Genomic DNA, 24872 nt, shown 5'->3' with positions numbered 1-24872 from the left:
CCCCGAACAGGGGTGGCTTCTTCCTTTCTTAATAGGTCGTTCAAAAAGTGAGCTTCCGATCACGAAGTGGTTCATCCAAGCTTCTCGGTGCTCGAAACCTAACTTTTTGAACCTTCATTAGCTAACGGAACTAGGAGACGTTATTTCTACACTTTATAGGTGTTCTTCGCTGCTAACGGAACGAGATGACCTTATTTGGGGTAAAAGCAGCCAATTTGCGGGCATTCGGGCCAAATAAGGTCTTTGGGTTCCGTTACAGCGGGAAATAACCGGGAAATGGATAAATAAGGTCTCTGAGTTCCGTTATTTAGAGAATGGGTCCAGAGATTCGATCCAAGATTTACTTCAAATCCTCGATCGAGTTGATGTTCATGTAGGCCGGGACGACCAGGCCGGTTTTGACGCCGGTCATGTTGGCACCAAGGTCCTCGAGCTGTTCGCCGTATTTGTCCCAGTAATCCGCATGGGTGAGCGGCAGCCAAGCGGCCGCGGTCGCATCGACGTCACCGCTGGCTACGCCGGTCCACATCGGGCCGGCTTCGACCTGCAAGGACTCGACGTCATACCCAAGTTTGCTCTCCAGTACATATTCCAGCAGGTTCGTGCTGGCGATCTCCGAATCCCAGGCTACATAACTCAGCTTGAGCTTATCGCCATCCACCGGTGTCAAGCCCTCGGTCCAGCTGCCGACGCGGTCCGCATGGGCGTCTGCCCAGGTTTTAGCTGCTTCCGCCGGGTCCTGGCCTTCCTGAATGGCCGTCATGATCTCTCCCATTTCGTCCGATGTCCACTCGAAGCGGTCGAGGAATTCGTAAGCCGTCGGATGATCTTCCTTCAAGCCTTTCCGAGCCAACGTATGAATTTCTTCGGCTTCCCCGTACACCTTCTGCGGATCCTCCAAATATTTCAGATCGTATTTCGCGAACATCCAGTGGGGCGTCCAGCCGGTGATGATGATCGGTTTTTCGGTTTTGACCGCTTTATCCAGCATCGCCGTCATCGCCGCGCCGGAGCCCTCAATCAGCTTCCAGTCCGTCAAGCCGTAGGTTTCGATCGCTTGGCTGGTTGCCTTCATAATCCCGGCGCCGGGGTCGATGCCGATGATTTCGTAGTCGACTTGCTCGCCGATCGCTCCGGCGGAGGCGTTGCCAGCCCCGTTCGCCGAGGCCTCAGGCGCGCTGTTTCCGTTGCCGGCCGTGGAATTGTTCGCTTGCCCGCAGGCGGACAACGCCAATAGGCTCACCAATCCCGCCAGCACCATCAACTTCCTCGTCTTCTTCATGTTCATCTTAATCTCCCCTTTGTGGTTTGGATTTAAACAGGTTTTGCGTAAAGCGGTCAAGCACGATGGCCAGGACAACCACGGCCAATCCGGCTTCAAACCCTTGCCCGATTTTCAACTGGGTCACCGCCCGGTAGACGGTAGCCCCGATGCCCTGCGCACCGATCATCGAGGCGATGACGACCATCGACAACGACAGCATGATCGTCTGATTCACCCCGGCCATCAACGTAGGCATGGCGAGCGGCAGCTCCACCTTGAACAGCTTCTGCCAGGACGTGGAACCGAAGGCGTTAGCCGCCTCCGTCAACTCGCCGGACACTTGCTTGATCCCCAGATAAGTGAGCCGGATCGTCGGCGGGATGGCGAAGATCACCGAAGCGATCACCCCCGGAACGACGCCGAGGCTGAAGAAAGTGACGGCCGGAAGCAGATAAACGAACGCCGGCATCGTCTGCATGAAATCCAGCAACGGCGAAACGATCCGGTGGACCAGTTTGCTGTAGGCGCTCCAAATGCCGATCGGAATCCCCAGCAGGATCGAAAACAGGCCGGAGGTAATGACCAGGCCTAACGTATTCATCGTTTCGTCCCAATAACCGAGATTGTCGATCAACAGAAAACCGATGACGGTGAAGAGGGCCAGCTGCCATTTTCCGATTAAATAAGCGAGGAGGCCGATGATGGCAATAAAGAGCAGGGGGTGCGGCAGCAAAAACACTCCGGCGAAGAAGTCGACGATCGATTCGATCACCATGGACAGTCCGTCGAAAAATCCGCCAAGCGTCCGTTCCATTCCGTCGACTAGCGATTCAATCCACTCGGCCAACGGCAATTTCGGTATTGACTTCATCTGTGCGCACCTCCTCTGGATCATGATGGGTTTCTCCGGCGAGGGCGCCCAGCACGGCGCCGCGGATGATGACACCTAGCAAGCGCTCTTGTTCGTCAACGACCGCCACCGGAACCTTGGAAGAACTGGTGACTTCAAAGAGGTCGCTTAATACGGTGTCCGGGGCCACGCGGGGGCCGTCCGTCATCAGGATTTCCTCCAGGCCGGTGCCGGTCTTGGCAGCGCGGGAGGCATCTTCGGCCGTAATCACGCCGAGCAGGCGCTTGCCGCGTCCGATGACGAACAGATTGGAGATCCCCCGTTCGCGCATTAATTCGAGGGCCACGCGCGGGCCCCGATCCAACGTGACCGTCTCCGGCCGGCGCATCACGCGGGCCGCGGTCAACACCTTAGACAGATCCACGTCCTCGATGAACCGTTCGACATAACGGTTGGCCGGGTTCATCAGCATTTCCTCCGGCGTGCCGATCTGGACGAGCGCACCATCCTTCATCAAGGCGATCCGGTCGCCGAGGCGAAGCGCCTCGTCCAGATCATGCGTAATGAAGACGATCGTTTTCTTCATCTTCTCCTGAAGCTCCAACAGTTCGTCTTGCATGTCGCGGCGAATGAGCGGGTCAAGCGCGCTAAACGCTTCGTCCATCAGCAGGATTTCCGGGTCATTGGCGAGCGCGCGGGCCAAGCCGACCCGTTGCTGCATGCCGCCGCTCAGCTGATCCGGCATCTTGTGCTCCCAGCCCTTCAAGCCGACAAGCTCTAGGGCTTGCATCGCTTTGTCGCGGCGTTCATTTTTCGCCACCTTCTGGATTTCCAGTCCGTATTCCACGTTCTGGAGGACGGTCCGGTGCGGGAATAAGGCGAACTTCTGGAACACCATGCTAATCGATTTGCGGCGTACCTCGCGTAACTCGGCTTTGTTCATTTTGCGGAGGTCGCGGCCATGCAGCAGGATCTCTCCGGCCGTCGGTTCAATCAATCGATTGAGCATGCGAACCAGCGTCGATTTGCCGCTTCCGGACAAGCCCATGATGACGAAAATCTCGCCTTCCCGGATATCCAGGCTGACCTGTCCGACGCCGACGGTGATGCCTTTTTCTTTAAGCAGGCGCTCTTTGGCGTAACCTTCCTTCAATAATGGAATGCCCGACTCGGCATGTGGGCCAAATAATTTACTGACTTCACGAACTTGCAATAATGGCTGATTCATAGATTCACTCCTTTTCTAGATCCTCGAGTTCCCCCTTCGATACGGCTTCGCTGCAACCAATAACTTGGCGAGACGGTATCGCATCAATCCGTGATGTAAGTGTAACAAAGCCCGCGTCGATAGTGCAAAGACCAAAACCGTACGTAAGGAACGTACAGAAAAAACTGAACATAACGAACCTCCGGATAACTCCGAAATCCTCCTAAATGCTCCCTAGGCTGCTTCTTTACATTTGGGCTTGACTTTCTTAAGATAGAATAAGCGTTGAGCCGCATAGCGATTTAGAGGTTTTGCGGGATCGACGCGTGACAGCCGGAGAGGTCTTTTTTGCAAATGGATAGGAGGTTACAAGCATGAGCTTGGACCAGCTCACCGATGAGCAACAGGCATTATTAATGAAGGTTCGCAAGCGGGTGATCGAGGCGATCGGCCGAAACATGGATTTGTACGGAGTTTCCTTATCGACAGGGCACTTGTACGGTCTGCTCTTCTTTGCCGACAAGCCGATGACTCTTGACGAGATGGGCATGGAAATGAAAATGAGCAAAACCAGTATGAGTACGGGAGTCCGCACCCTGCTGGATCTCAAAATGGTCAATAAAGTGTGGGAGAAAGGCTCCCGCAAGGACTTATATGAAGTGGAGTACGACTGGTACCAGACGTTTACGGACTTTTTCGCGATTAAATGGAGAAAGGCGGTGGAGAGCAATATTCTGGTTCTGCGCCGCTCGATTGAGGAATTGTCCAAAGCGATGACGGAGGAGACGGAGGGACCGCTTCGCCGGGTGCTGGAGGAAGACGTGCGCAAGATGAAAGAAACGGTGAAGTATTACGAATGGCTGGACCGGCTGATCGATACGATGGAAAGCGGAGAGATTTACAAGCTGGTACCGAAAGAAACCGAATCCTAATGTTCGTCATAAAAAAACGCTTATCCCAATGCGCGGCCAGGTGGCTGCAGGGATAAGCGTTTTTTTGCGTGTCAGTAGACCCCGATGTCGTCCAGCATCAGCTTGGCGGAGCCGCCGCTCAAACGGAAGGAGAGTCCCTGGATTCCGGTCTCCGGAGCGAAATCCGGTTGGGCCGCCGCGAAATCCGCCAGGGACAGCCGGTACGTCTGGAACACCGCTTCCGTCGGATGCTTGTATTTGCCTCCCGACAGATGGCGATCCAGCCAAGGGTGGATCGTAAACGAGGTAACCGGGAGCGGCTCGGTATCCATGAACCATGCCAGAGGCAAGCGGACGGAGGTGCCATTGCCGTCGGTCAGCTCGACCTCCAGCGCTACGGTTCCCGAGGCCAACGCCGCGTTTGGCGTATCGTCGTCCTCCAGCTCGAAGCTGCGGTCGGTCAACGAGAACGCCAGCTCCTCCAGCTTGCCGCCGGCCGGCAAGGGAGCACCGTGTTCCCAGGTCAGCGCGTAAACGGAAGGCTCGTCGCCGTCGCCGTTTTGCCGGCGTTCCAGGACGATTCCGCGGGACGGCTTGCCGCCGTTTTGACGGTTTTTCGCATCTTCTTCCTTCCAGGACAACGCGCTGGCCTCCGCTTTGCCGCCGCCGGGCAGCGTTATGCGGTTCGAATCCTCGTCGTAGCGGGCCCAAGCGGTAAACGCGTCGCTCTCGAACCGGTTGTAATACGCGGTGTCCGGGAGCCAGGCCAACCCGGTGCGGTAATCTTGCAGCAGCGGGAGGTACCGGCCGGGCTCTCCGCTTTGCAGCGTTTCCTCGAAGAAAGCCGAGAGGTACACCTTGGCGATACCTCGTTGCTCGGCAGGCGACAGCATCCCGTCGCGGCTCAGCAGGATGCCCTTCGGATAGCTAACGTCGCGGCCGCCCCAACTGCTGTTGAATTGGCTGTGATTGGCGTCCCCGATGTACAGCGAGGCCTTGAACCGGCCCCCGCCTTGCGAATAACTCGTCCGCATATACTGCCGGTCGCCGTCAAAATCGCTCACGTCGCCGTCCCGCGCGCCTTGCAGCGTCAGATAGCTGACATCCTTCAACTGGGTAAACTTCCCGTCCACCTTCCTGTCGGTGGGAGCAATGGCGGCGACCGCTTCGATCCGGCAGGAGGCCAAGCGTTGCATCAACTCGGCGTCGTCCCCGAACCAATCCTTGTAATCCGCGGCCATCGCGACCGCCTGCCCGCCGCGGGAATGGCCGACCAGGCCGATGCGGGTGAAGTCGATTTTGCCGTACAACGGGTTGCCGGGTTCGGCGGCGAAATCGCCGATCTGCTGCAAATGCTTCAGCAGGATCCAGGCCCGGACCTTCATATCGTTATCGGGAATCCCCGTCCACACGGAATAATTCAGAAAATTCTCGTCAACGGAGACGGCGATGAACCCGCGGCTGGCCAGCAGCTCCCCGAGATAGGCGTACCCGTCGTCGGAGAAATCCTCCATCAGGTGATTGCCGTGTACGATCAGGACGAGCGGGAAACGTCCCGGGCCCTCGGCGTCGGCGCTTCCTTCGGCCGCCGCCGGCATCCAGACCCTCCCGTTCAGCGGCAAAGCGCGCTGATTAAATCCCCAATAAGCGGTCCGGTAGACCGACCACTTCTTGATATAAGCCGAGGCATCCACCGCCTCGGAGGTGATGTCGACCGCTTCGCCGAATTCAGGCTGCCAGGCGTCATTCCCGCTGCCGTACGTCAAGGTCGACACTTCATAGGGCCCGGGCTCGGCGGGGCTGCCGAGCTGGTCGGCAAGACTCGGCACGGCCGCAGCGGGAGCTCCATCGACGTCGCCGGCTTCCTGCATCCCGGCGCTTTGCGCCCTTGGAAGGCCGGCACGGCGGAGTCGTTCCCGGCCGCGAACGGCCAGATCGCGGCCGCCGTAACGAGCAGCGCCGCCATCAGGGCGGCTGCGGCTTTGTGGCGCAGCCGGAGGCGACGGCTGGCGAGCGTTCCCCCGAACAGCCCGGCGGCGATCCCCGCCAGGCTGATGATCCCGGCCACGACCGCAGCCGCGGCCGGGGATACTTCGTTATAGTTGAATATGACGAAAACGGCGGCAAAATCAAACAGGACCGCCCCCGTGAACAAGCGGGGGATCGGTACGCCGATCAAGGCCAGCAACAGCGCGACAACGTGGGCGGTCAGGTACAGGCCCATCGTTCCGGCCAGCAGGAACAGCAGCAGGTCGACCGCGGTGCCAAGTCCCGTCGGCATGCCCAACGCCAGCAGGCCAAACGCGAACATGCCGGCCCCCCAGGGGCCGGCAACGGCGGATCGCCAAAAGGCGGTATCGTATCGGTAAGCATTCCGGATGCGGCGAACGATCCGGGAGCGCAATTTCGGTTGACTCTGCAACAGTTCGGTAACAACCTGAAGTTCCATGGTTTCCCCCAAAATCGTATTCTCTCCTCTACCCTTATTGTATCATGGGCGGGGGAACGGGAGAAACAGGGGAATGTAGGGTTCGAACCGACGGATTACCCTCTTTCGCCGGTACGCTTGCGAAAACGGACGGTCGACCAAACGATCAACACGGCCAGCACGGCCAAGCAAACGCCGATGCTGATCCGGTTTTGCGCATCGAACAGGAACAGCAGGGCAATGACGGCCAGGCCGATCACGGTCAGTACCGTAATATAGGGAAAGCCCCAGACCTTAAAGCTAGGCACCGCCGGATAACGCTTGCGCAGCTTCAACTGGGACAAGCAAATCGCGATCCACACGAGCAGCACGACAAAGCCGGGTACGGCCATCAACAGACGGAACAATCCCGCTTGATTAAAAACGGCGAGCATGGAGCCGAGGATCAGGACGATGCCGCTGAGGATCAGGCTGTTGACCGGAACGCCCTTCGCCGAAATCCGTCCTAGCTTAGCTGGCGCTTCGCCCCCCGTAGCCATCGAATGGAGCATCCGGGTCGCGCCGTAAATGCCGGAATTGGCCGCGGACAAGACGGCCGTAATCAGGATGAAGTTCATCAGATGCGCCGCGCCTTGCAAACCTGCCGACGTCAGCACCTGCACGAACGGACTGGTCTGCTCGCTGAGGCTGTTCCACGGAACCAACCCGCAGATGATCAAGATCGGCAAGGTATAGAACAGAATGACGCGCAAAATAAAGTTTTTGACGACCCGGGGCAGCACCTTTTCCGCGTCCTTGGCTTCCGACAAGGTGAGTCCGATCAGCTCGGAGCCGCCGTAGGAGAACATGACGACCAGCAGCGCCGAGAAGATCGCCGTCCAGCCGTTCGGGAAAAAGCCGCCATAGTCGCTGTAGTTGCGCGGGAACGGAGCTTCCGCGCCGGGAATGAGGCCAAACAGCATGGCTGCGCCAAGCAGGATAAAGACGATGATCATCGCGATTTTGACCCCGGCCAGCCAAAATTCAAATTCCCCGTAGCCGCCCACACTCATCATATTCACAGCCAGGATAAAGACGGCGCTGGCCAGGCTGAGCACCCACAGCGGCGCGCCGGGCAGCCAGAACTGCAGGAAGCTGCCGGCGGCGATCACTTCGATGACGCAGACGGCCAACCACATGAAGCAATAAAGCCAGCCCAGGATGAAGGAGACGCGTTCGCCAAACGCTTCACGGATGAAGTCCTTCATGTTTCGGCCAGGATATACGGTCGCCATCTCGGCAATGGCGCCCATGACGACAAGCAGCAGCAGCCCAGCGAAGACGTAAGAGAAGATGACGCCGGGACCGGCCAGGCTGACCGTCTCGGCGCTGCCCTTGAAAATGCCGGTGCCGATGACGCCGCCCATGGCCATGAAGCTGATGTGGCGGGGCAGCAGTTTTTTCTGCAGCGTAGAAGAATCGGATTTCACGTAGAGAAGCCCCCTAAACTTAAGTAGAATCAACTGGATGATTGGAATCGCAATACGGACTAATATTACACTAATTCCCCGCTTGGAGGAAATGAAATCATACCCGGTTGATTTTTATCACATTTCGTTGATTGGTCAGGTAGGCAAGCGCCCGACGGCCAATATACAATAACTTGCAAGATGAATAAAGCGCAAAGGGGAGAAGCGTTATGGCCCGGCTGTCCGCCGATCGGCAAATGAAACCTGCCCTGCCGCCCATGCCGTACAAGAGAAGGAGTAACGGATTCGCGCGTTTTTTCAGGCAAATCGACCTGCAACTGATGGTGCTCCCGGCGCTCGCCTTGATTATCGTGTTCAGCTACATCCCGATGTACGGCGTCCTGATCGCTTTCCAGGATTACAAAATCGGACATAGCTTCACCGGCAGCCCTTGGGTAGGCTGGAAGCACTTTGCCTATTTCTTCAACTCGCCGGAGTTTTACACCGTCATGCGCAATACGATCGTCATCAGCCTGCTGAAGTTCTGCATCGGGTTTCCGGCGCCCATTCTGCTGGCCTTGATGCTGAATGAGGTACGGAAAATGGCGTTCAAGCGTGTGGTGCAGACGATTACCTACTTGCCGCATTTCATGTCCTGGGTCATTCTCGGCGGCCTGGTCGCCTCGATGCTCGCGACGGACAACGGCAGCTTGAACATGCTGCTGGAGCGGCTTAACCTCATTCGGGAACCCATCAATTTTCTCTCGTTGCCCGAATATTTCTGGGGCATTCTCATCACGACCAACGTCTGGAAGGAGATCGGCTTCGGTTCGATCGTTTATCTTGCGGCGATCGCCGGCGTCGATCCGCATACGTACGAGGCGGCCTCCATCGATGGAGCCAGCCGTTTCAAGCAGATTTATTTGATAACGCTTCCATCGATTATGCCGGTGATCTCGATCTTTATGATATTGGCGATCGGCAATTTGCTTAGCGCCGGCTTCGAGGACATCCTCGTGCTGGCGGTAAACCCGGCCCTGCGGGATGTATCCGACGTCATCGATACGTACGTGATCCGCGTCGGGATCAACAATTACCGTTATTCCTACGCCACCGCCGTCGGATTGTTCAAAGCGGTCGTCAGCGTCGGGCTGCTGACCATCGCCAACTATGTGGCCCGCAAATCCGGCAACAGCTTATGGTAAGCAGGAGGAGGTGATCGCGATGTACAGCAGCAGAGGCGACCGGGTCATGGTTGGATTCATCTATACGTTTTTGACGCTTTTTGCCCTCTCCACGTTATATCCGTTCTTGAATGCGATCGCGATATCGCTGAATGAGGGACTGGATACCGCCAAAGGCGGGATCACGCTTTGGCCGCGCGCTTTCACCTTGGAGAACTACGAGGTGGTCTTCCAGGACGAACGGCTGATGTCGGGTTTCGTGGTCTCCGTGGCAAGGACGGTCGTCGGGACGGTCAGCGCCATTTTAGCGACGGCGATCTTTTCCTACGGCATGACGAAACGCGAGTTGATGGGACGTAAGGGTTACATGCTGCTATGTATCTTTACGATGTATTTTTCCGGCGGCTTGATTCCGACCTTCCTGCTGATCCGCAATTTGGGCTTGTTCAATTCGTTTTGGGTTTACATCATCCCATCGCTCATCGGGGTTTGGAATATGATCATCTTTCGGACCTTCTTCCAGGGGCTCCCGCAGGGGCTGGAAGAATCGGCGAAAATCGACGGCTGCGGCAATTGGGGCACTTTGTTCCGCATCGTCCTGCCGCTGTCGGGACCGGTCATCGCCACCTTATCCTTGTTCACGGCGGTTGGGCATTGGAATGAGTGGTTCGTGGCCAGCATCTACATTTCCAAAGAGGAACTTCTGCCGATTCAGACCATTCTCAAGCAAATTCTCGCCTCTAACATCGTCTCGGAGCAGACGGCCAATTTGGACGCGGCGGCGCAGGCGCATCTGGCACAGGCCAAAACCGTCACCAGCAAGTCGCTGTCGATGGCCACGATGATGGTGGCAACGCTCCCGATCGTGCTGGTCTATCCGTTCGTGCAGAAGTATTTCGTCAAAGGGGTTCTGGTCGGATCCCTGAAGGAATAGCGGATGGCGTTTGAAGCAGAACGTTTTGCTTTGAACATAAATATGGAAATGGAAAGGGGATAAATCGTCGCATGGAAAAAAGGGGAACACGTTTTAGCTGGCTCGTGACCGCAGGATTGGTGCTCATCCTGCTCGTCGCCGGGTGCTCCGGGGGCGGCGGGGGGAATAACGGCGGCAATGCTGCCGAGACGCCAACCGGCAACGAAGGGAATACGGGCACGAACCAGGCGGAAACCGCGGAACCGCAGCTTTACGAGCTTGGCAAGGAGCCGCTGGAATTCACGTTCTACGGCAACTACGACTGGTACACGATGCCGAAATGGGGCGTCGACGAGACGACCGCATGGGTGAAAGACAACAAGCAGGTGAATATTACCGAGATCCCGAATGGCGGGAACACGGTGCAAAAGCTGAACACGATGATCGCTTCGGGAGATTTGCCCGACGTGATCTGGGGGGAACGCGGCGCTGACGTGGAACGGCTGCGCGAAGCGGGCCTGCTGGTGCCATTGGACGATTACATCGAGAAGTATCCCAATTTGAAGAAATGGCTGGATCCGAAAGCGATGAACATGCTGCGTTCTCCGGACGGCAAGCTGTACCAGTTCCCGAACTGGTATACGAATCGCCCGAATGGCAACGCCGGCTGGGTCGTGAACAAGAAGATTTATGCGGAGCTGGGTTCGCCCAAGCTGGAAACGACCGAAGATCTGTACGCTTACCTGAAAATGGTGAAGGAGAAGTATCCGGACGTGGTTCCGATGGAAACGGACTTGGCCAGCGAAGGCCACGGCCTGGATCAGATTTATTCTGCATTTAAAGAAGATAATTTAAGTTTTACGCGTTATTTCGCCGTTCCGAACGGCGACGCCATGACGTCCATTTACAAGGATGAAGCCTACCGCGAGTCGGTCGTTTACGCGGCGAAGCTGTTCCGCGAGAAGCTCATCACGCAGGATGCCATGACGCAAACGCGGGATCAGGTGCAGGAGAAGCTGATGAACGGCAAGGTGGCGGTATACACTTCCTCCAACCCGACCCTGTACGCAATGCAGGCGCATGCGGCCTTGACGCAGCAGGATCCGGAAGCCGGTTATTTCATGGTGTGGCCGATCCATAAGGAAGGGTTAGACAAAAACAAAATTTATCCCGGCACCTACAACATGCTCGGCTGGAATGCCGCGGTTATCACGACCAGCGCCAAAAACCCCGAAGCGATCTTCGCCTTTCTAGACTGGTGGACAGGTCCCGAGGGGATGCGATTGCAAATGTGGGGCGTTGAAGGCGAGTTCTGGCAAGGGCTGGAAGCCGACGGGATGACGCCGAAGTTTACGGAAAACTATACGAAAAACAAAGAGAAGCTCGCCGATTACCAGGCGAAGATGGACCCGGTCATGTGGGTCGGCAACACCGTGTACGTTGACGACATCAAGGGGAAATTCGAAGCGACGTTGCCTGAGAACGAGCGGAACTGGTCGACCTACTGGCAATATGAAATCACTTGGAAAACGCAAGGGGATGCCACGGAGTTCATCAATCTGTCTCCGCTCCCGGATACCGAAGAGGGCATCGCGTTCCAGAGCGCCAAGGACATCTGGCAGAAAGCCAGAGCGCAAGCCCTTTACGCCAAATCGGACGAGGAAGCGCTGGCCATCCTGGACAAAGCGCATGACGATACGATGTCCATCGGGTTCCAGAAGGTGTTGGATCATTACACCAAGCGCTGGCACGAGAATTTGGAGATCATCCAAGGCAAGTAACGGGAAGGCAGAGTAGTCGGTGAGGGGACCCGGTTTTCCGGGCTCCCCTTTCTTGCATCCGCACCGACGCCGAGGACATCCAATCTTATGCTGCCCAAGGTCAATAGAGAATTTTCTCCGTTCTCAACCGCCCGGGGAGACGGGTATACTTAGGGATAAACGAAGCTTGTAACCGAACTTTCCGCAAGGGAAAAGGGGGCTGACACGATCGTGTACAAGGTACTGCTTGCCGATGACGAGCATCTCGACCTGGAGGGCATGAGGACGTTTATTCCCTGGTCCGAGCTGGGCATGGAGGTGGTGGGTGCCGTAAGCAACGGCTTCTCGGCCTGCGAGCTGATGGAGCGCCAGGCGGTGGACATTTTGGTGACGGACGTCAATATGCCGCATATGTCGGGGCTGGAGCTGGCGCGCCGGGCGATGGACCGGAGGCCGGACGTTCGCGTCGTTTTCGTCAGCGGACACCAGGATTTTCATTATGTGAAGCAAGCGCTCTCATTAAAAGCGTGCAGTTACGTGCTGAAGCCGATGGACGACGACGAGCTGGTCGCCTCGCTGCGGCAAATCACCCTCGAGCTGGAGTACGAAGCCCATCGCAAACGGACGGAGGAACAGTATCTGAAAATGATGCAGGCACTTGAGGCGCAGGAAAGCGGCAAGCCGGAAGACGCCCGAGGACGGCTAAGCGAACCGGAGCCGTCTCAGCTGCGGCACGCGCCGGGCAGCAGCCGATTGATCCGTGAAATCGTGGCTACGATGCAGGCACGACTCCATGAGAACCTCACCCTGAAGAATATCGCCCAGCAGTTTGCTTTTTCGCCGAACTATCTCGGGCATTTGTTTAAGGAAGAAACCGGCCAAGGCTTTAGCGAAATGCTGACCGAGTTGCGTATGAAGCGGGCTCGTGAGCTGCTGAAGGACCCAAAGGTGAAAATCTACGAGGTCGCCGGTCAGGTCGGGTATCGCTATATGCCTTATTTCAGCCGGCAATTCAAGGAAACCTTCGGGATGACGCCGATGGAATTCCGCAAACGGGAGTGAGCCGCCTTGATGAAAATTCTCCGCGTTTCGCCCAATCGGTCGCCCCGATACCTTCCGTTCGGTTACAAGCTGATGTTGACGTACCTCGTATTTATCCTGATTCCGGTCCTTGCGATCGGCTACTTCTCCCATACCCTCTACCAGGAATCGATCCGCAAGCAAACCCGCAGCAACATTCAGGGCACGCTGCTGCAAATCCGCGATAACCTCGAATACAAAATCGCAGACGTGGAGCGCGTCTCCTCCATGCTGTATCACGATTATACGCTGGTGATGCAGCTGCGCAGCTATGAGGAGGGCTGGAGCAGCTATGAGCGCACGACGACGGTGCTCCAGCCGAAGCTCCATATCGCCATGAACGCGACCGGTCTGCATATGGCCATGTACGTATTTCTGGAGAACGATACATTGCCTGAAATCTATCACGGTTCATTTGTTCATGAGAATCCGGATGCGCTCGAGGGACAATACAACATCTATCATCTTCGGAGGATTCAGGACAAACCGTGGTACCTGGAGTTTCCGGAAGAAGAATACGGGGAAACGCTCGTTTGGCGCGAGGTGGAGAAGGACCGGGAGTATGGCAGGATTTCGCTGCTGCGCCGGCTGGTCGACAGCGATAAGCCGCTTGATTTGCAGGAAATCGGCTTTCTGCGGCTGAGCGTGCGGATCGGCGAGTTGTTCGAAACGCTGGACTATCGCAAAATCGGCGAGGGCAGCCAACTGCTGATCCAGGATGAGTCGGGGAGGACGTTGTACCAATCCAGCGGAATCAAAGAGACCGGCGTTACCGGAAATCGGGAGAAGGCTGCGGAGTATTTGACGATTCGCGAGGAAGTCGCCGGTCCGGGATGGGTGCTGACGGCCCGGGTTCCGCTGACGATCATGGAACAGGATTCGGCGAAAGTGCGCTGGTTCGTGACCTTGATCTGCGTGTTGTGCCTGTTCGTGTTTACGTTTGCCGGCATGTTCATCTCCCGGTATTTCTCGATCCGGGTGACGAAAATCGTGTCGGTCTTGAACGCATTCCGCGAAGGCGATCTCCACAAACGGATGCGTTACCGGGGGAAAGACGAGTTCTCCCAGATCGCTTCGGCCCTAAACGAGATGGGGCACAATATCGAGCGGCTGATTGAGCAGGTCTATTTGACCCAGTTGGAGAAGAAGGAAGCCGAGCTGGAGACGCTGCAGGCGCAAATCAATCCGCATTTCCTTTATAATACGCTGTCTTCGATCAGCCGGCTGGCCAAGTTCGGAGAGATCGACAAGTTGCAACGCATGGTGCTCGACCTGGCGAAGTTTTACCGTTTGTCGCTCAGCGACGGGCGGACGATGATTCCGATCCGCAGCGAGCTGGCCCAAGCCGAAGCCTATATCAACATCCAGCGCACGAAATTCGGTGAGGCGGTGTCCTTCGGTTTCGAGATCGACCCGACGATTTTGTCTTTAACCACGGTCAAGCTGGTCCTGCAGCCGTTCATCGAAAACGCGTTGGAGCATGCCTGGTTCGGAGACCCGATCCACGTTCGGATTCAGGGCTATACGGAAGGGCGGGACGTTTGCTTCAAAATCATCGACGACGGCATCGGCATGCCGCGGGAACGGCATCGGCAAATTTTCGACCCCGCTCCCGGGGCGGAAGCGGGCTTCGGCATTCGCAACGTGCATAGCCGCATTCAGCTGCATTTCGGCACGGATTACGGGGTGAGGATCTACAGCCGCCCCGGGATCGGCACGACGGTGCTGATCCGGTTTCCGGCAGTCCCCGCTGCCGGTAGAATGCCGGGGAGCACTAGGACTTCCGATTCGTCAGGCAGCACGGAACCTATCACGCCTTGACAATTTTTTACTTCGCGGGTTTAATAGGGAGATAGTTTTGAACAACTCGTGAATAAAGAAGGCGAAAACCGTATGAACGCACATCTCAGGAATATCCACCCCTTATCGTGGACCATTATCGTGGGGACGATTTTCGGACGCATGGCCTCGTCCATGAGCATTCCGTTCTTATCCATTTACCTCATCAAATCGCTTGGCGCGTCCCCGTCCGAAACCGGGATCGTCGTCGCGGTCAGCTCGCTGATCGGAGTGTTCGCCAGCTTCTACGGCGGGTACATCTCGGACGTTATCGGACGCAAAAGCGTGCTGTATATTTCCATTTTCGGCTGGGTGCTCGTATTCATCGGCTTTGGCTTGGCGAATCAAGTGTGGCTCTTTTTTATCATGAATGCCCTAAACGGGTTGTGCCGCGCGTTGTTCGAGCCGACCTCCCGGGCGCTGCTGGCTGATATCACACCGCAGGAAAGCAAGATGCTGGTATTTAATCTGCGTTACGCCGCGATTAATCTCGGCGTTGTGGTCGGACCGATCCTCGGTTTGCAAATGGGGGCTTCGGAGTCGGGGCTGGCTTTCTATTTCGCCGGTCTCGTGTATTTGGTGTACGGGCTGGTCCTGGTATTCCAGTTCATGCTGCACAAGGAAATCGGGACGGCGGATCACGGAGCGGGCGAACGCTTGTCGCTGAAGGGCGCAATGCAGGTGACCGGACAGGACCGCACCTTCTTGTACGTGCTGGTCGGCATGATTTTCTGCGTGCTCGGGTATGGCCATTTCAGCTCTACGCTGGCACAGTACCTGGAGATGACGCCGGATATCCAAGACGGGGCTACGCTGTTCGGCTACATGCTCTCGCTGAACGCCGTTGTCGTGCTGGCGGTGCAGTTCCCGATCGTCAAGTTCGCCGGCCGCTTCTCGCCGGTTGTGCCGCTAATCGCGGGCAATTTGTTCGTGTCCGGCAGCCTGCTGCTGTTCGGCTCGGTGCATGCCGTGTGGGCGTTTCTGCTGGGCGTTGTCATCTTTACGATCGGCGAGGTGCTGATGTTTACGATGACCGACGTGCTGGTCGACCGCATTGCCCCCGCCTCGCTGCGCGGCACGTATTTCGGCATGTTCGGCTTCAACCAATTAGGCAACGTGCTGGCGCCGCTGGTGGGCGGTTTCCTGCTGGACGCCTTCGGCGTCTCGCAGTCTCTGCTCGTTTTTGCGATCATCGCGCTGACGACCGCCTTCGGCGTGCCGTTCCTCTTGTTGGCGAAACGCCATTTGGCCGCGCAGGAAGCGGCGGCCGGGAAGGCGGAAGCCCAGGCGGGGGTGCCAAGCTAGTTTGCAGGGCTGCCTGCAAGCTAGCTTCCTGGGCTGACCAGTAACGGGGCTCTGCGCACATATCCACCAGCATATTGGAGTGAATTACCCGGCCTTTTAGAAGCCATACAGAGCATAGCCGGGTCAACTAACTGGATTTTCTACCGTTATTTAAGGACAATCTGGCGGTTCGGAGTCAATTAACTGGAAATCCTACTGTTAATTGGCCGGAAGTGGCGCCATTGAGCGGTTTCGGGCGAAATTAACGTCAGAATTTCCATCTAATTCGAAAAAAACGCTGCATTCATCGAAACTAACGGTACATTTTACAGTTAAACGCAACTTTCGCGTTATCGACTATAGCTGGCCAGGGGACGCCAAAAGAACCGGATCGGGCAACTCATGCCCGGTCCGGTTTTTGTTTCGGCTGCTTCGGCCAGACGAACGCGGAGATCATGACAAGACCATCGATGCCGAGCACCAGGCCCCAGACCCGCAAAATCCCGCCCAGCGCTTCGGTCCGGCCCGGATCGTCGATGAAGGTGATCATGCCGAGGAGCAGGGCTCCGCCAATCAGGAATGAGAGCGCATGGCGAAGAAAACCCCTTAACTCCTGCTTGGCAAACTCCAGGCCATACCGTCTGGGCGGCCTAGCCTCCTTCTCCCCGGCGATCAGGTAACGATACCAGCGGTCGGCCCAGTCGATCATGCTTTTGCCGAAAGCAATCGACACGCCGATATAAACGGCCGCGATCCCATGGGCTGTCGTCGCTGCGGCACCGTTGTACAAGTCTACGCCGGTAATGACGAACAGCAGCAAATCGATCACCGGCGTTAAGGCCAACAGCGCCAACCCCAGCTTTGGCCGCTTCAGCCCATAACGGACGGATAATCCCGCGATAATGACGATCCAAAAGGCGATTTCACAGGCGACGATCAACCAAGCGACAAAGTTCATAATGCCCCCCTTAACGCAATGAATGTGAAAATGTCGAGTGTATTGTAACATCCCGTTTTAATTAATACAACTGTGCTAAATAAATTGTGTGATCGGCCATGGAGGTGGTAAACTAGAGACATGCCAAAACAAGTAGATCATGAACAAAGAAAACAAGTTATAGCCGAAGCAACCTGGCGGGTGATTTTGGAGCAGGGGATGGAAGGGGCAACGGTTCGCAATATCGCCAGGGCGGCGGGACTTTCGCCGGGGGCGCTGCGCCATGATTTCAGCTCGCAGGAGGAGCTGCTGCTCTATGCGATGAACCTGGTGAAGGAGAGGGCGGCAGGACGAATCCTTGACATTTCTGCGTTGGACCTTCCGCCGAAGGAGAAGGTGCTTAGAATTTTGCTGGAGGTCGTGCCAACCCGCGAGGAGACCCGGGCGGAAATGGAGGTGTGGATGGCGTTTACCGCCTATTTCCGGCACAAACCCAAAGGGTTCGATGCACGCCATGACGGGTTGTACGACTTGATGCAGCGTTTGATCGCATCCATGGATCAGCATGGGCTGCTGCAAGCGGGGGCAGATCGGGAGCTGGAAACGGAGCGGCTCTACGCTTTGATCGACGGCATTGCCCTGCATGCGTTGCTCGATCCGGTACGGCTTGATCCTAAGAAAATCCGCCGCATTCTGACGGCCCATCTGGACTCATTCTCGAACGCGGCGGCGGACGCTTGATTATTTGTTTTTACGCGATACGCTAAGCAGGGATAAGCCGAAGAATAACACCGTTGTCGCCAGCAAAACGACGATGCTTACCCAAGGCTCCACCTGGTAGCTGCCGAAGTGATAGACAACGCCCATATTTTCCGTAAACTCCGCTTGCGCGCCGGCCGGTGCGCCGTGAAAAGAGACTTCCATCGGGCGCTCGAGCATCACGTTGCGGATCAACACGCCGGCATGGGAGATCGGGAAGACTTTAATGACCCACTGCACGGCTTCGGGCAGGCTGCCCATCGGCACGTATATGCCGGTCAGGAAGCCGATCAACGTTCCGATCACCGTACTGGCCGCCGAGAAGGCGTTCTGGCTGCGCAGGAACGTGGTGATGAAGAAGACGATCGAGCTGCTGGCGAGGACGGATAACACGATGAGTCCAAGCACTTTCAGGATACTGAGCAGCGGCAGCAGCTCCCCGTCCAGCACCAGGATATACAGCTCCCCGAGGATAAAGGTGACTACGCTCATGATGACGCCCACGGAGCAAGCGCTGAGGATGTAGCCGCCGGTTAGCCGGCTTCTCCGGAGGGGGGACGTCGTAAAATCCTTGAGGATTTTACGCGAGCGGTCTTCGACCATGATCCCGAAAGCCCCCATCGTAGAAGTAACGGAGGTGACGGCTAGAATGCCGGCGAGCACCCAACTGTTGATCAGAACAGACGCCCCGTCGATCACCGGCAGGCTGTCCGCGATCGTATCCCCGAGAAAGACGACATAAAGCCCAAGAATGATGAACACGGCCAGCAGGGAGAACAATACCGCGGCGCGGTCCCTGAAGAAGATCTTCAAATTCCGGTTTGCAATGCTTAACATCAGCTTCTGACCTCCGTTCCCGTCAGGTTGATAAACACGTCGTCCATCGTTCCGTTGACGACTTCCAGGTTGGCAATATTGTCCCGGCACCGGTCCAGGATTCCGAGCGCTTCGACGGTATGGTTTAGCGCAATGCGATAAATGCCCGCGGCATCCCGGTTGAAGGCAAGTCCCAATTCCTCCAGCAGAGCGGCCAACTTGCCGTCATCCACCGGTTTGATTCTCAGCATGTCGGAAGCGTACCGGTTTTTGAGTTCCAGCGGCGTGCCTTGGGCCAATACTTCGCCGTGGTCGATGATCGTGATATCGTCGGCTTGGGCGGCTTCCTCCATATAATGCGTGGTCAAAAACACCGTCATGCCCTGTTCCCGCTGCAGCTTCAAAACCATTTCCCACACTCTTTTGCGCGTTTGCGGGTCCAGTCCCGTCGTCGGTTCGTCGAGAAACAATACCTTTGGCGTGTGGATTAAAGCCCGGGCGATGTCGGCCCGCCGGCGTTGGCCGCCGGACAGCTTGCCGTAAGGCCGCTTCAGAAATTCAGCGACGCCCGCCGTTTCCGCCGCCGCTTCGATCGCCGCTTTGAGTTCCGGGCGAGATCGCCCGTACAGGCGGCCCCGGGTTTGCAAATTTTCCTCGACCGTCAGCAGCGGATCAAGCAGGCTGTCCTGAAACACGATCCCGATGGAGGAGCGAATCCGATCATCGTCTTGCCCCAAGCGGTACCCGTCGATGACCACTTCGCCGCCGTCGGGCTGAAGCTGGGTTGAAATGATATCGATCGTCGTTGATTTGCCCGCTCCGTTGGGCCCGAGGAAGGCAAACAAGCTGCCCTCCTTCACCGTAAAGTCCACCTTCTTCACGGCCTGCAATGAACCAAACGATTTTTTTAGGCCGTTAACCTCAATGATATTCCCCATGAGTTACTCCCCCTCCGTCTTTCGTGACGGGTTCTTCTGTTTGGATTGAATATGCTGGTTGATCTTATCCGCATCTACGCGGTCTTTGATGATCAGAACGCCGTATACGCCAAAGTACACCGCCACGGACATTCCGCTGATCACCGCAAAATTAGGCCCGTTCATTGGGAACACGCGAAACAGCCAACCGATGGTAAATACCGAAAACAGCACGATCCCAATTTCGACGGCCATCGAAGGCCACAGGCTCTTCCAGGGAATCCGGTCGGTGAAGTTCATCAAGAGCGCGATGCACGACGTCATCGCGAAGATTTGCAAGGCTATCCGGGTAGATAAGGGAGGGAGCACATCCAGCAGCGACAGACCCGAGAAAATCAAGATCACGAACGTAAACGAGATGCAGTCGATGGTAAGGTAGGTTTTCAATTTGGTCATCCTTCGGCCCTCCTAAAAATTGAATTTTTCCTTAAATCCCTGGACGTAATGGCGGTTAATGATCAGCTTCTCCCCGTTTTGGAGGCGGGCCTCGAACCGTCCGTTAATCAAAGCCTTGACACTGGACAGCTTGGCGATATTCAGGATGCAGCTTTTGCTGATCCGCACGAAATCGGCTTTGGCCAACTGCTGCTCCAACTCATAGAGCTTGAGGCTGCAGTCGAAGACGTCCTTTTCGCAATAAGCAAAGGTCTTGTCGTCGATGGATTCGAAATAGAAGATATCTTCCGGCCGCAAGGGGTGGACGGCTCCGTCCTTTTTGCCGGTAATGGCAAAGCCGTACAACCGGATCTGGGCGATCAGTTTCTCCAAATCGGCGTCGATCAACCGGCATTTGATCGTGATTTCTACGTCCTCGTGGTCGAGGGATTGATCGATGATCAGTTTCAAAGAATTCACTCCTCGGTACCTGGATAAGCGGCATCAACTGTTAGCTTGGTTGGTGAGTTAACCATATCACGCCGTTTTTTAAGGACGCAATACCGTAATCGGTCAACTGCATTTGCGGCAGGGTAACCTGCATCCCGCAACTTGTCTTCGCCGGGCAGGGGCTAGTCTGCATAATCGGCCAAGTTCCCTCATAGACATGTATCAGTTTAGGAAATCAAACTGCAGAGGGGATGATCTCATGCGCCGTTTCACGTGGATGCTGACCATCGTGATAGCCTTAAGCTTCGTGCTGGCTGCATGCGGGAAAAAGGACGCCGACGGCGTCGTCAAGGATTTGGACAAAGTGGTTGCCCAGTTGGAGAGTTATCAGGGTTCCGGCACGATGACGCTTTATACGGGTGACAAGCCTCAGGAGTACAAGGTGGAAGTCTGGTACCAAAACCCGTCGTTCTACCGGATCGCGCTCACCAATGCGCAGAAGGACGTCACGCAAATCGTGCTCCGTAACGAACAAGGGGTGTTTGTGCTGACGCCAAGCCTAAACAAGAGCTTCCGATTCCAAAGCGACTGGCCGGAAAACCAGGGTCAGGTGTATCTGTACCAAACGCTGGCCCGCAGCATCTTGAGCGACAGCTCGCGGCAATTTGAAAGCGACAAGGAGAGCTACATCTTCGAGGTCGCGGCCAATTACAACACGCACGCCTTAGTACGGCAAAAAATCTGGCTGGCCAAGGACAACTATGCGCCGAAGCAAGTTCAGGTTTCCGATGCCGAAGCCAAAGTCGTCGTCGAAGTGAAATTCGATAAATTCGACTTCGATGCCAAGTTCGACAAGAACTCGTTCGACATGCAGCACAATCTGGATACGGCGGCCCAGGATTCCCAAGGCACGCTGCTTGAAGTCGACGAGAACGGCATGCTCGTGGAGAAGACGCCGGCCGATGAAGCTGCTGGCGCTAACGGCGATGCTGCATCCAATGATGCGGAAGGCGGGACAACGGCAACACCGGCCACGCCGGCATTAACGGAACCCTTTGGCGTCATTATCCCGACCTATTTGCCGGATGGGGTTCTGTACCAGGACGACCAAGCCGTGGAAGGCGCCGATCGTACGACCGTGCTGCTGCGGTATGACGGTACATATCCATTCACGCTGTCGGAGACGCGTTCGCCGGACCGTACCGCTTCGCTTGTACCGGGCGAACTGGTTGACATGGGCTTTACGTGGGGGCTTCTGACCGGGGATGCGCTGCAGACGCTCACCTGGACCGTAGACGGTCTGGAATTCCGGATTACGAGCGAGAACTTACCGGTGACCGAAATGGTCAAGATCGCCGCTTCGATGCAGGATCAAACGGGTAAATAAGAAGGAACAGGCGGATAACGGCTGTGTCGGCGGGAGGCTTCTCCCGCCGAACCTGTCGATTCGCCTCTTTATTATATAGAGGGATCCATTGAAAACGGCCCTTCTCGGCAATTGGGTTCTTTTGCAGAATTGACAGTCGCATCCATGAACATTACCATTAGGTTATTGCTCAGATATTTGAACTCTCAATCTTTGGAGAAGGTGACCCGAAAGTGCAAGTGATGTATCGACCAACCCGTGCGGAAATTGATTTGGACGCGCTGCGCGGCAATTTCGAGGAATTGCGGAGAAGACAACCCGCGGACATGAAAATGCTGGCATGTGTAAAAGCTAATGCTTATGGGCACGGTGCCGTGCCTGTAGCGAAGGAATTGGAGCGGATCGGCGCGGATTACCTCAGCGTCGCGTTCCTGGACGAAGCGCTGGAGCTCCGGAAGGCCGGCATCAAGCTGCCGATTCTGGTGCTCGGATATACGCCGCCCCATGGTGTTCGTCCCGCGTGGGAGCATGACATCACGCTGAACGTATTCAGCAAGGAAGTGCTGGAGGCGATCGAAGCGCTGGATCCTGCCGAATTCCCGCATAAGCTGAAAGTCCATATCAAAATCGATTCCGGCATGGGACGCGTCGGACTGCTGCCTGGAGATGAGGCGGTCGCCTTCGTACGCAAGGCCATGCAAGCGCCGCAGGTGGAAGTGGAAGGCTTGTTCACTCACTACGCCACGGCGGACGAGGAAGACAAAAGCTATACATTGGAACAATTTCGCCGGTTTCAGGGTGTGGTGGACGCGCTGCGGGAGCATGAAATTCGTATCCCGATCATACATACGGGGAACAGCGCAATCGCCATTGATATGCCGGAATTGTCGGTGCAAATGGTTCGCATCGGCATCGCTTTGTACGGCTTGTATCCGTCCGATGAGGTGCGCCGTGATCAAGTGCGGCTAACCCCGGTCCTTTCGCTGAAAACCGAAACGGTACGGGTCAAGACGCTACCGCCCCATTCCGCCGTTAGTTACGGAGCGAAATACGTCACCGGGCAGGAGGAGCGGATCGCCACCCTTCCGATCGGGTATGCCGACGGATATTCGCGAATGCTGAACGGCAAGGCACAAGTTCTGATACGCGGACGCCGCGTCCCTGTAGCAGGCGTAATTTGTATGGACCAATGTATGGTATCGCTTCAAGCTTTGGCTGAGGAAGCCGAAGAAATTCAAGTCGGCGAAGAGGTTGTACTCATCGGCCGGCAAGTCGGCGAGGAAATTACCGCCGGGGAGCTGGCATCCGCCATGGGAACGATCCATTACGAGTTGATTTGCATGCTGGCCCACCGGGTGCCCCGGGTTTACGTGCGGAAAGGCGAACCTGACGTATTGCTGAACCCGCTGCTGTGACAGAATGGAGCGGCAGACAAAATTCAACAAAACTTTACCCTGAGGGAGGAATTTATGCCGGGTCTATCGAATACTAAACATGGAAATGATCAGGTATGTACGGCGTTGGCGTTTTTGTTTATAATGAAATGCAGCATACTTGATATACTCTCGGCATATATTTCTTTTGTATAAATTTCCTTGAATAATGCTATACTGATATCAGGAAACAGGGTCGAGTAGGTTTTGGGGGTGGAAGTTTTAAGATGGCCAATATGCACAACACCAAAAGAATTATGATCAGTTTGCCGGATCATCTTTTGCAGGAAGTCGATGGAATCGTGGCGATGGAGAATTCCAACCGCAGCGAGTTGATCAGGCAGGCCATGAAGCTGTATCTGAACGAGCGGAAGAAACGTTTTATCCGGGAATCGATGCAGCGCGGCTATATGGAAATGGCAAAAATCAATTTGTCCATGGCCTCCGAAGCGTTCCACGCGGAAGAAGATGCAGACATCACTCTGGACCGCCTAGTAAGCGGGGTGTAAACATTGATCGTAAAGCGCGGCGACGTTTTTTTTGCAGACCTTTCCCCTGTGGTGGGTTCCGAGCAGGGCGGGGTCAGACCGGTGCTTATCATCCAGAATGATATCGGAAATCGATTCAGCCCGACGGCCATTGTTGCCGCTATTACGGCGCAAATCCAAAAGGCGAAATTGCCAACCCATGTTGAGATTGACGCGGCTACGCACGGATTTGACAGGGATTCCGTCATCTTGCTGGAGCAAATTCGAACGATCGACAAACAAAGATTAACGGATAAAATTACGCATTTGGACGATGAGACGATGAAGAAAGTGAACGATTCGCTGCTCATCAGCCTCGGTTTAATCGATTTTTGAGTATTCCTAAACTAATGCGTTTTCAGGTTGACATCAAACGCTCCGGACACGGCTCCGGGGCGTTTTTGGTTTTGCCGATAATTTTGATACTAGAATCTTATGATTTTGCTATTTCGAGCGGGGGCAATTCGAGTACGATGAAGGTAATCACGGATAAAGGAGAGGTTGCCGTTTGAGCGCTCAATATGAAATCTATGACGATCCTTTCAAAATGTTGATTTTGTTGGCAACATTCGTTGCGGAGCAGGAAGGCAGCAAGCTGGATTACGAACACGTGACTTCCTTCGAAAACGACAAGTTTTCGCTTGCGAACGGCCGGTTCCTGTACAAAAAGGATCAGGTCGAGATCACCTGGTACCAGTTTCTGGGGCGCGATATCCAGTGCAACAAGGACCTGACCCGGCAGGAATACAACCGGATGTTCGTCGATTGCATGGCCTCGGTCTACGGGGTAAACTAAGCGTCCAAACCAACCCGAAAGTGCAAGCGCAAGGGAGTCCCTTGGCGGCTTGCACTTTTTTGGTTTGATGGAGGGGCTGGGGGCTCGCACCGTATAGTTATAGTGCGGCAACGGCGGAATGTATTCGATTTTTCATATATATTATGCGGTTTCGGTACCTGGAAGGTGTATTGTATATGAAATTCCATATACATTTCGCCTAAACCGCGGGATTTGGAGCATTCTATTCGGTTTTTCATATAGAATCTCGGATTCTGGTGCCCGAAGG

Annotated in this window: 23 protein-coding genes and 1 pseudogene; 13 read left to right on the top strand and 11 right to left on the bottom strand. The window is 55.7% G+C overall.

Features of this window, described 5'->3' with window-relative positions; translation table 11 throughout:
- Window positions 1-340: 340 nt before the first annotated feature.
- From MJ257_RS01005 to MJ257_RS00995, 3 genes and pseudogenes are all read right to left on the bottom strand, one after another.
- Window positions 341-1288, bottom strand: coding sequence for a glycine betaine ABC transporter substrate-binding protein (locus tag MJ257_RS01005; protein ID WP_372489728.1), 948 nt, complete (start codon window positions 1286-1288; stop codon window positions 341-343).
- Between the two features lie 15 nt (window positions 1289-1303).
- Window positions 1304-2135, bottom strand: a pseudogene (locus MJ257_RS01000) (ABC transporter permease); the annotation flags it as partial.
- On the bottom strand, window positions 2095-3342 hold the full coding sequence (locus MJ257_RS00995) for a quaternary amine ABC transporter ATP-binding protein (RefSeq protein WP_240267522.1): 1248 nt from the start codon (window positions 3340-3342) through the stop codon (window positions 2095-2097). The gene MJ257_RS00995 and the pseudogene MJ257_RS01000, both read right to left, overlap by 41 nt.
- Window positions 3343-3695: 353 nt before the next feature.
- Between MJ257_RS00995 and MJ257_RS00990 the strand changes: the two genes are divergently transcribed.
- Window positions 3696-4253 (top strand): GbsR/MarR family transcriptional regulator, encoded by a 558-nt coding sequence (locus tag MJ257_RS00990; protein WP_178023914.1) that lies wholly within the window; start codon window positions 3696-3698, stop codon window positions 4251-4253.
- 71 nt (window positions 4254-4324) lie between these two features.
- On the opposite strand, the gene MJ257_RS00985 is transcribed toward MJ257_RS00990, so the two are convergent.
- The 3 genes from MJ257_RS00985 to MJ257_RS00975 all read right to left on the bottom strand — a co-directional run bounded on the left by MJ257_RS00985 (window position 4325) and on the right by MJ257_RS00975 (window position 8129).
- Window positions 4325-6103 (bottom strand): alpha/beta hydrolase family protein, encoded by a 1779-nt coding sequence (locus tag MJ257_RS00985; RefSeq protein ID WP_240267521.1) that lies wholly within the window; start codon window positions 6101-6103, stop codon window positions 4325-4327.
- On the bottom strand, window positions 5995-6693 hold the full coding sequence (locus MJ257_RS00980) for a hypothetical protein (protein WP_240267520.1): 699 nt from the start codon (window positions 6691-6693) through the stop codon (window positions 5995-5997). Before MJ257_RS00980 ends, MJ257_RS00985 begins: the two co-directional genes overlap by 109 nt.
- A gap of 83 nt (window positions 6694-6776) precedes the next feature.
- Window positions 6777-8129, bottom strand: a complete 1353-nt coding sequence (locus MJ257_RS00975) for an amino acid permease (protein WP_178023912.1) — start codon at window positions 8127-8129, stop codon at window positions 6777-6779.
- A gap of 209 nt (window positions 8130-8338) precedes the next feature.
- Here MJ257_RS00975 and MJ257_RS00970 point away from each other — a divergent pair, with 209 nt between their 5' ends.
- From MJ257_RS00970 to MJ257_RS00945, 6 genes are all read left to right on the top strand, one after another.
- Complete coding sequence (locus tag MJ257_RS00970) at window positions 8339-9313, top strand: ABC transporter permease (protein WP_178023911.1); 975 nt, start codon at window positions 8339-8341, stop codon at window positions 9311-9313.
- A gap of 19 nt (window positions 9314-9332) precedes the next feature.
- Window positions 9333-10226, top strand: coding sequence for a carbohydrate ABC transporter permease (locus tag MJ257_RS00965; RefSeq protein ID WP_178023910.1), 894 nt, complete (start codon window positions 9333-9335; stop codon window positions 10224-10226).
- Between the two features lie 71 nt (window positions 10227-10297).
- Window positions 10298-11986, top strand: coding sequence for an extracellular solute-binding protein (locus MJ257_RS00960; protein ID WP_240267519.1), 1689 nt, complete (start codon window positions 10298-10300; stop codon window positions 11984-11986).
- Between the two features lie 210 nt (window positions 11987-12196).
- Window positions 12197-13027 (top strand): response regulator transcription factor, encoded by an 831-nt coding sequence (locus MJ257_RS00955; RefSeq protein WP_240267518.1) that lies wholly within the window; start codon window positions 12197-12199, stop codon window positions 13025-13027.
- A 9-nt stretch (window positions 13028-13036) separates the two neighbouring features.
- Entirely contained in the window at window positions 13037-14866 is a 1830-nt protein-coding gene (locus tag MJ257_RS00950) for a cache domain-containing sensor histidine kinase (RefSeq protein ID WP_240267610.1), read from the top strand.
- A gap of 72 nt (window positions 14867-14938) precedes the next feature.
- Complete coding sequence (locus MJ257_RS00945; RefSeq protein WP_240267517.1) at window positions 14939-16189, top strand: MDR family MFS transporter; 1251 nt, start codon at window positions 14939-14941, stop codon at window positions 16187-16189.
- A gap of 379 nt (window positions 16190-16568) precedes the next feature.
- Here MJ257_RS00945 and MJ257_RS00940 read toward each other — a convergent pair whose 3' ends face one another.
- Window positions 16569-17126: a hypothetical protein gene (locus MJ257_RS00940; protein ID WP_240267516.1), complete on the bottom strand. Its 558-nt coding sequence runs from the start codon at window positions 17124-17126 to the stop codon at window positions 16569-16571.
- 120 nt (window positions 17127-17246) lie between these two features.
- On the opposite strand from MJ257_RS00940, the gene MJ257_RS00935 reads away from it, so the two are divergent.
- Window positions 17247-17846 carry a TetR/AcrR family transcriptional regulator gene (locus tag MJ257_RS00935; RefSeq protein ID WP_240267515.1) on the top strand — a complete coding sequence of 200 codons (600 nt, stop codon included), beginning with the start codon at window positions 17247-17249 and terminating at the stop codon, window positions 17844-17846.
- Here the strand turns inward: MJ257_RS00935 and MJ257_RS00930 are convergent, their stop codons facing one another.
- The 4 genes from MJ257_RS00930 to MJ257_RS00915 are packed head-to-tail and all read right to left on the bottom strand — an operon-like array spanning window position 17847 to window position 20503.
- The gene (locus tag MJ257_RS00930; RefSeq protein WP_240267514.1) at window positions 17847-18701 is read right to left on the bottom strand and encodes an ABC transporter permease; all 855 of its coding nucleotides are present in this window, start codon (window positions 18699-18701) and stop codon (window positions 17847-17849) included.
- Window positions 18701-19618: an ABC transporter ATP-binding protein gene (locus MJ257_RS00925; RefSeq protein ID WP_240267513.1), complete on the bottom strand. Its 918-nt coding sequence runs from the start codon at window positions 19616-19618 to the stop codon at window positions 18701-18703. Before MJ257_RS00925 ends, MJ257_RS00930 begins: the two co-directional genes overlap by 1 nt.
- Before the next feature lie 3 nt (window positions 19619-19621).
- Window positions 19622-20053, bottom strand: a complete 432-nt coding sequence (locus MJ257_RS00920; RefSeq protein WP_240267512.1) for a DUF3021 family protein — start codon at window positions 20051-20053, stop codon at window positions 19622-19624.
- A gap of 12 nt (window positions 20054-20065) precedes the next feature.
- On the bottom strand, window positions 20066-20503 hold the full coding sequence (locus MJ257_RS00915) for a LytTR family DNA-binding domain-containing protein (RefSeq protein ID WP_240267511.1): 438 nt from the start codon (window positions 20501-20503) through the stop codon (window positions 20066-20068).
- A gap of 238 nt (window positions 20504-20741) precedes the next feature.
- Between MJ257_RS00915 and MJ257_RS00910 the strand changes: the two genes are divergently transcribed.
- From MJ257_RS00910 to MJ257_RS00890, 5 genes are all read left to right on the top strand, one after another.
- Window positions 20742-21869: a LolA family protein gene (locus tag MJ257_RS00910; RefSeq protein WP_240267510.1), complete on the top strand. Its 1128-nt coding sequence runs from the start codon at window positions 20742-20744 to the stop codon at window positions 21867-21869.
- 212 nt (window positions 21870-22081) lie between these two features.
- The gene (gene alr, locus MJ257_RS00905; RefSeq protein ID WP_240267509.1) at window positions 22082-23263 is read left to right on the top strand and encodes an alanine racemase; all 1182 of its coding nucleotides are present in this window, start codon (window positions 22082-22084) and stop codon (window positions 23261-23263) included.
- A gap of 245 nt (window positions 23264-23508) precedes the next feature.
- Window positions 23509-23790 (top strand): CopG family ribbon-helix-helix protein, encoded by a 282-nt coding sequence (locus MJ257_RS00900; RefSeq protein ID WP_018750966.1) that lies wholly within the window; start codon window positions 23509-23511, stop codon window positions 23788-23790.
- A 3-nt stretch (window positions 23791-23793) separates the two neighbouring features.
- Window positions 23794-24144, top strand: a complete 351-nt coding sequence (locus tag MJ257_RS00895) for a type II toxin-antitoxin system PemK/MazF family toxin (protein WP_059046614.1) — start codon at window positions 23794-23796, stop codon at window positions 24142-24144.
- A gap of 172 nt (window positions 24145-24316) precedes the next feature.
- Window positions 24317-24604, top strand: a complete 288-nt coding sequence (locus MJ257_RS00890; protein WP_240267508.1) for a hypothetical protein — start codon at window positions 24317-24319, stop codon at window positions 24602-24604.
- Window positions 24605-24872 lie beyond the last annotated feature (268 nt).

The sequence above is a fragment of the Paenibacillus timonensis genome, from assembly GCF_022427145.1.
Lineage (GTDB): Bacteria > Bacillota > Bacilli > Paenibacillales > Paenibacillaceae > Fontibacillus > Fontibacillus timonensis.
This window is presented reverse-complemented; position numbering and strand designations above follow the sequence as displayed.

What these genes read in the sequence shown, in the direction of transcription:
- MJ257_RS01005 (WP_372489728.1), bottom strand. Translation starts at nt 1,288, where the DNA reads ATGAACATGAAGAAGACGAGGAAGTTGATGGTGCTGGCGGGATTGGTG.
- MJ257_RS00995 (WP_240267522.1), bottom strand. Translation starts at nt 3,342, where the DNA reads ATGAATCAGCCATTATTGCAAGTTCGTGAAGTCAGTAAATTATTTGGC.
- MJ257_RS00990 (WP_178023914.1), top strand. Translation starts at nt 3,696, where the DNA reads ATGAGCTTGGACCAGCTCACCGATGAGCAACAGGCATTATTAATGAAG.
- MJ257_RS00985 (WP_240267521.1), bottom strand. Translation starts at nt 6,103, where the DNA reads ATGCAGGAAGCCGGCGACGTCGATGGAGCTCCCGCTGCGGCCGTGCCG.
- MJ257_RS00970 (WP_178023911.1), top strand. Translation starts at nt 8,339, where the DNA reads ATGGCCCGGCTGTCCGCCGATCGGCAAATGAAACCTGCCCTGCCGCCC.
- MJ257_RS00965 (WP_178023910.1), top strand. Translation starts at nt 9,333, where the DNA reads ATGTACAGCAGCAGAGGCGACCGGGTCATGGTTGGATTCATCTATACG.
- MJ257_RS00960 (WP_240267519.1), top strand. Translation starts at nt 10,298, where the DNA reads ATGGAAAAAAGGGGAACACGTTTTAGCTGGCTCGTGACCGCAGGATTG.
- MJ257_RS00950 (WP_240267610.1), top strand. Translation starts at nt 13,037, where the DNA reads ATGAAAATTCTCCGCGTTTCGCCCAATCGGTCGCCCCGATACCTTCCG.
- MJ257_RS00945 (WP_240267517.1), top strand. Translation starts at nt 14,939, where the DNA reads ATGAACGCACATCTCAGGAATATCCACCCCTTATCGTGGACCATTATC.
- MJ257_RS00940 (WP_240267516.1), bottom strand. Translation starts at nt 17,126, where the DNA reads ATGAACTTTGTCGCTTGGTTGATCGTCGCCTGTGAAATCGCCTTTTGG.
- MJ257_RS00935 (WP_240267515.1), top strand. Translation starts at nt 17,247, where the DNA reads ATGCCAAAACAAGTAGATCATGAACAAAGAAAACAAGTTATAGCCGAA.
- MJ257_RS00930 (WP_240267514.1), bottom strand. Translation starts at nt 18,701, where the DNA reads ATGTTAAGCATTGCAAACCGGAATTTGAAGATCTTCTTCAGGGACCGC.
- MJ257_RS00925 (WP_240267513.1), bottom strand. Translation starts at nt 19,618, where the DNA reads ATGGGGAATATCATTGAGGTTAACGGCCTAAAAAAATCGTTTGGTTCA.
- MJ257_RS00920 (WP_240267512.1), bottom strand. Translation starts at nt 20,053, where the DNA reads ATGACCAAATTGAAAACCTACCTTACCATCGACTGCATCTCGTTTACG.
- MJ257_RS00910 (WP_240267510.1), top strand. Translation starts at nt 20,742, where the DNA reads ATGCGCCGTTTCACGTGGATGCTGACCATCGTGATAGCCTTAAGCTTC.
- MJ257_RS00900 (WP_018750966.1), top strand. Translation starts at nt 23,509, where the DNA reads ATGGCCAATATGCACAACACCAAAAGAATTATGATCAGTTTGCCGGAT.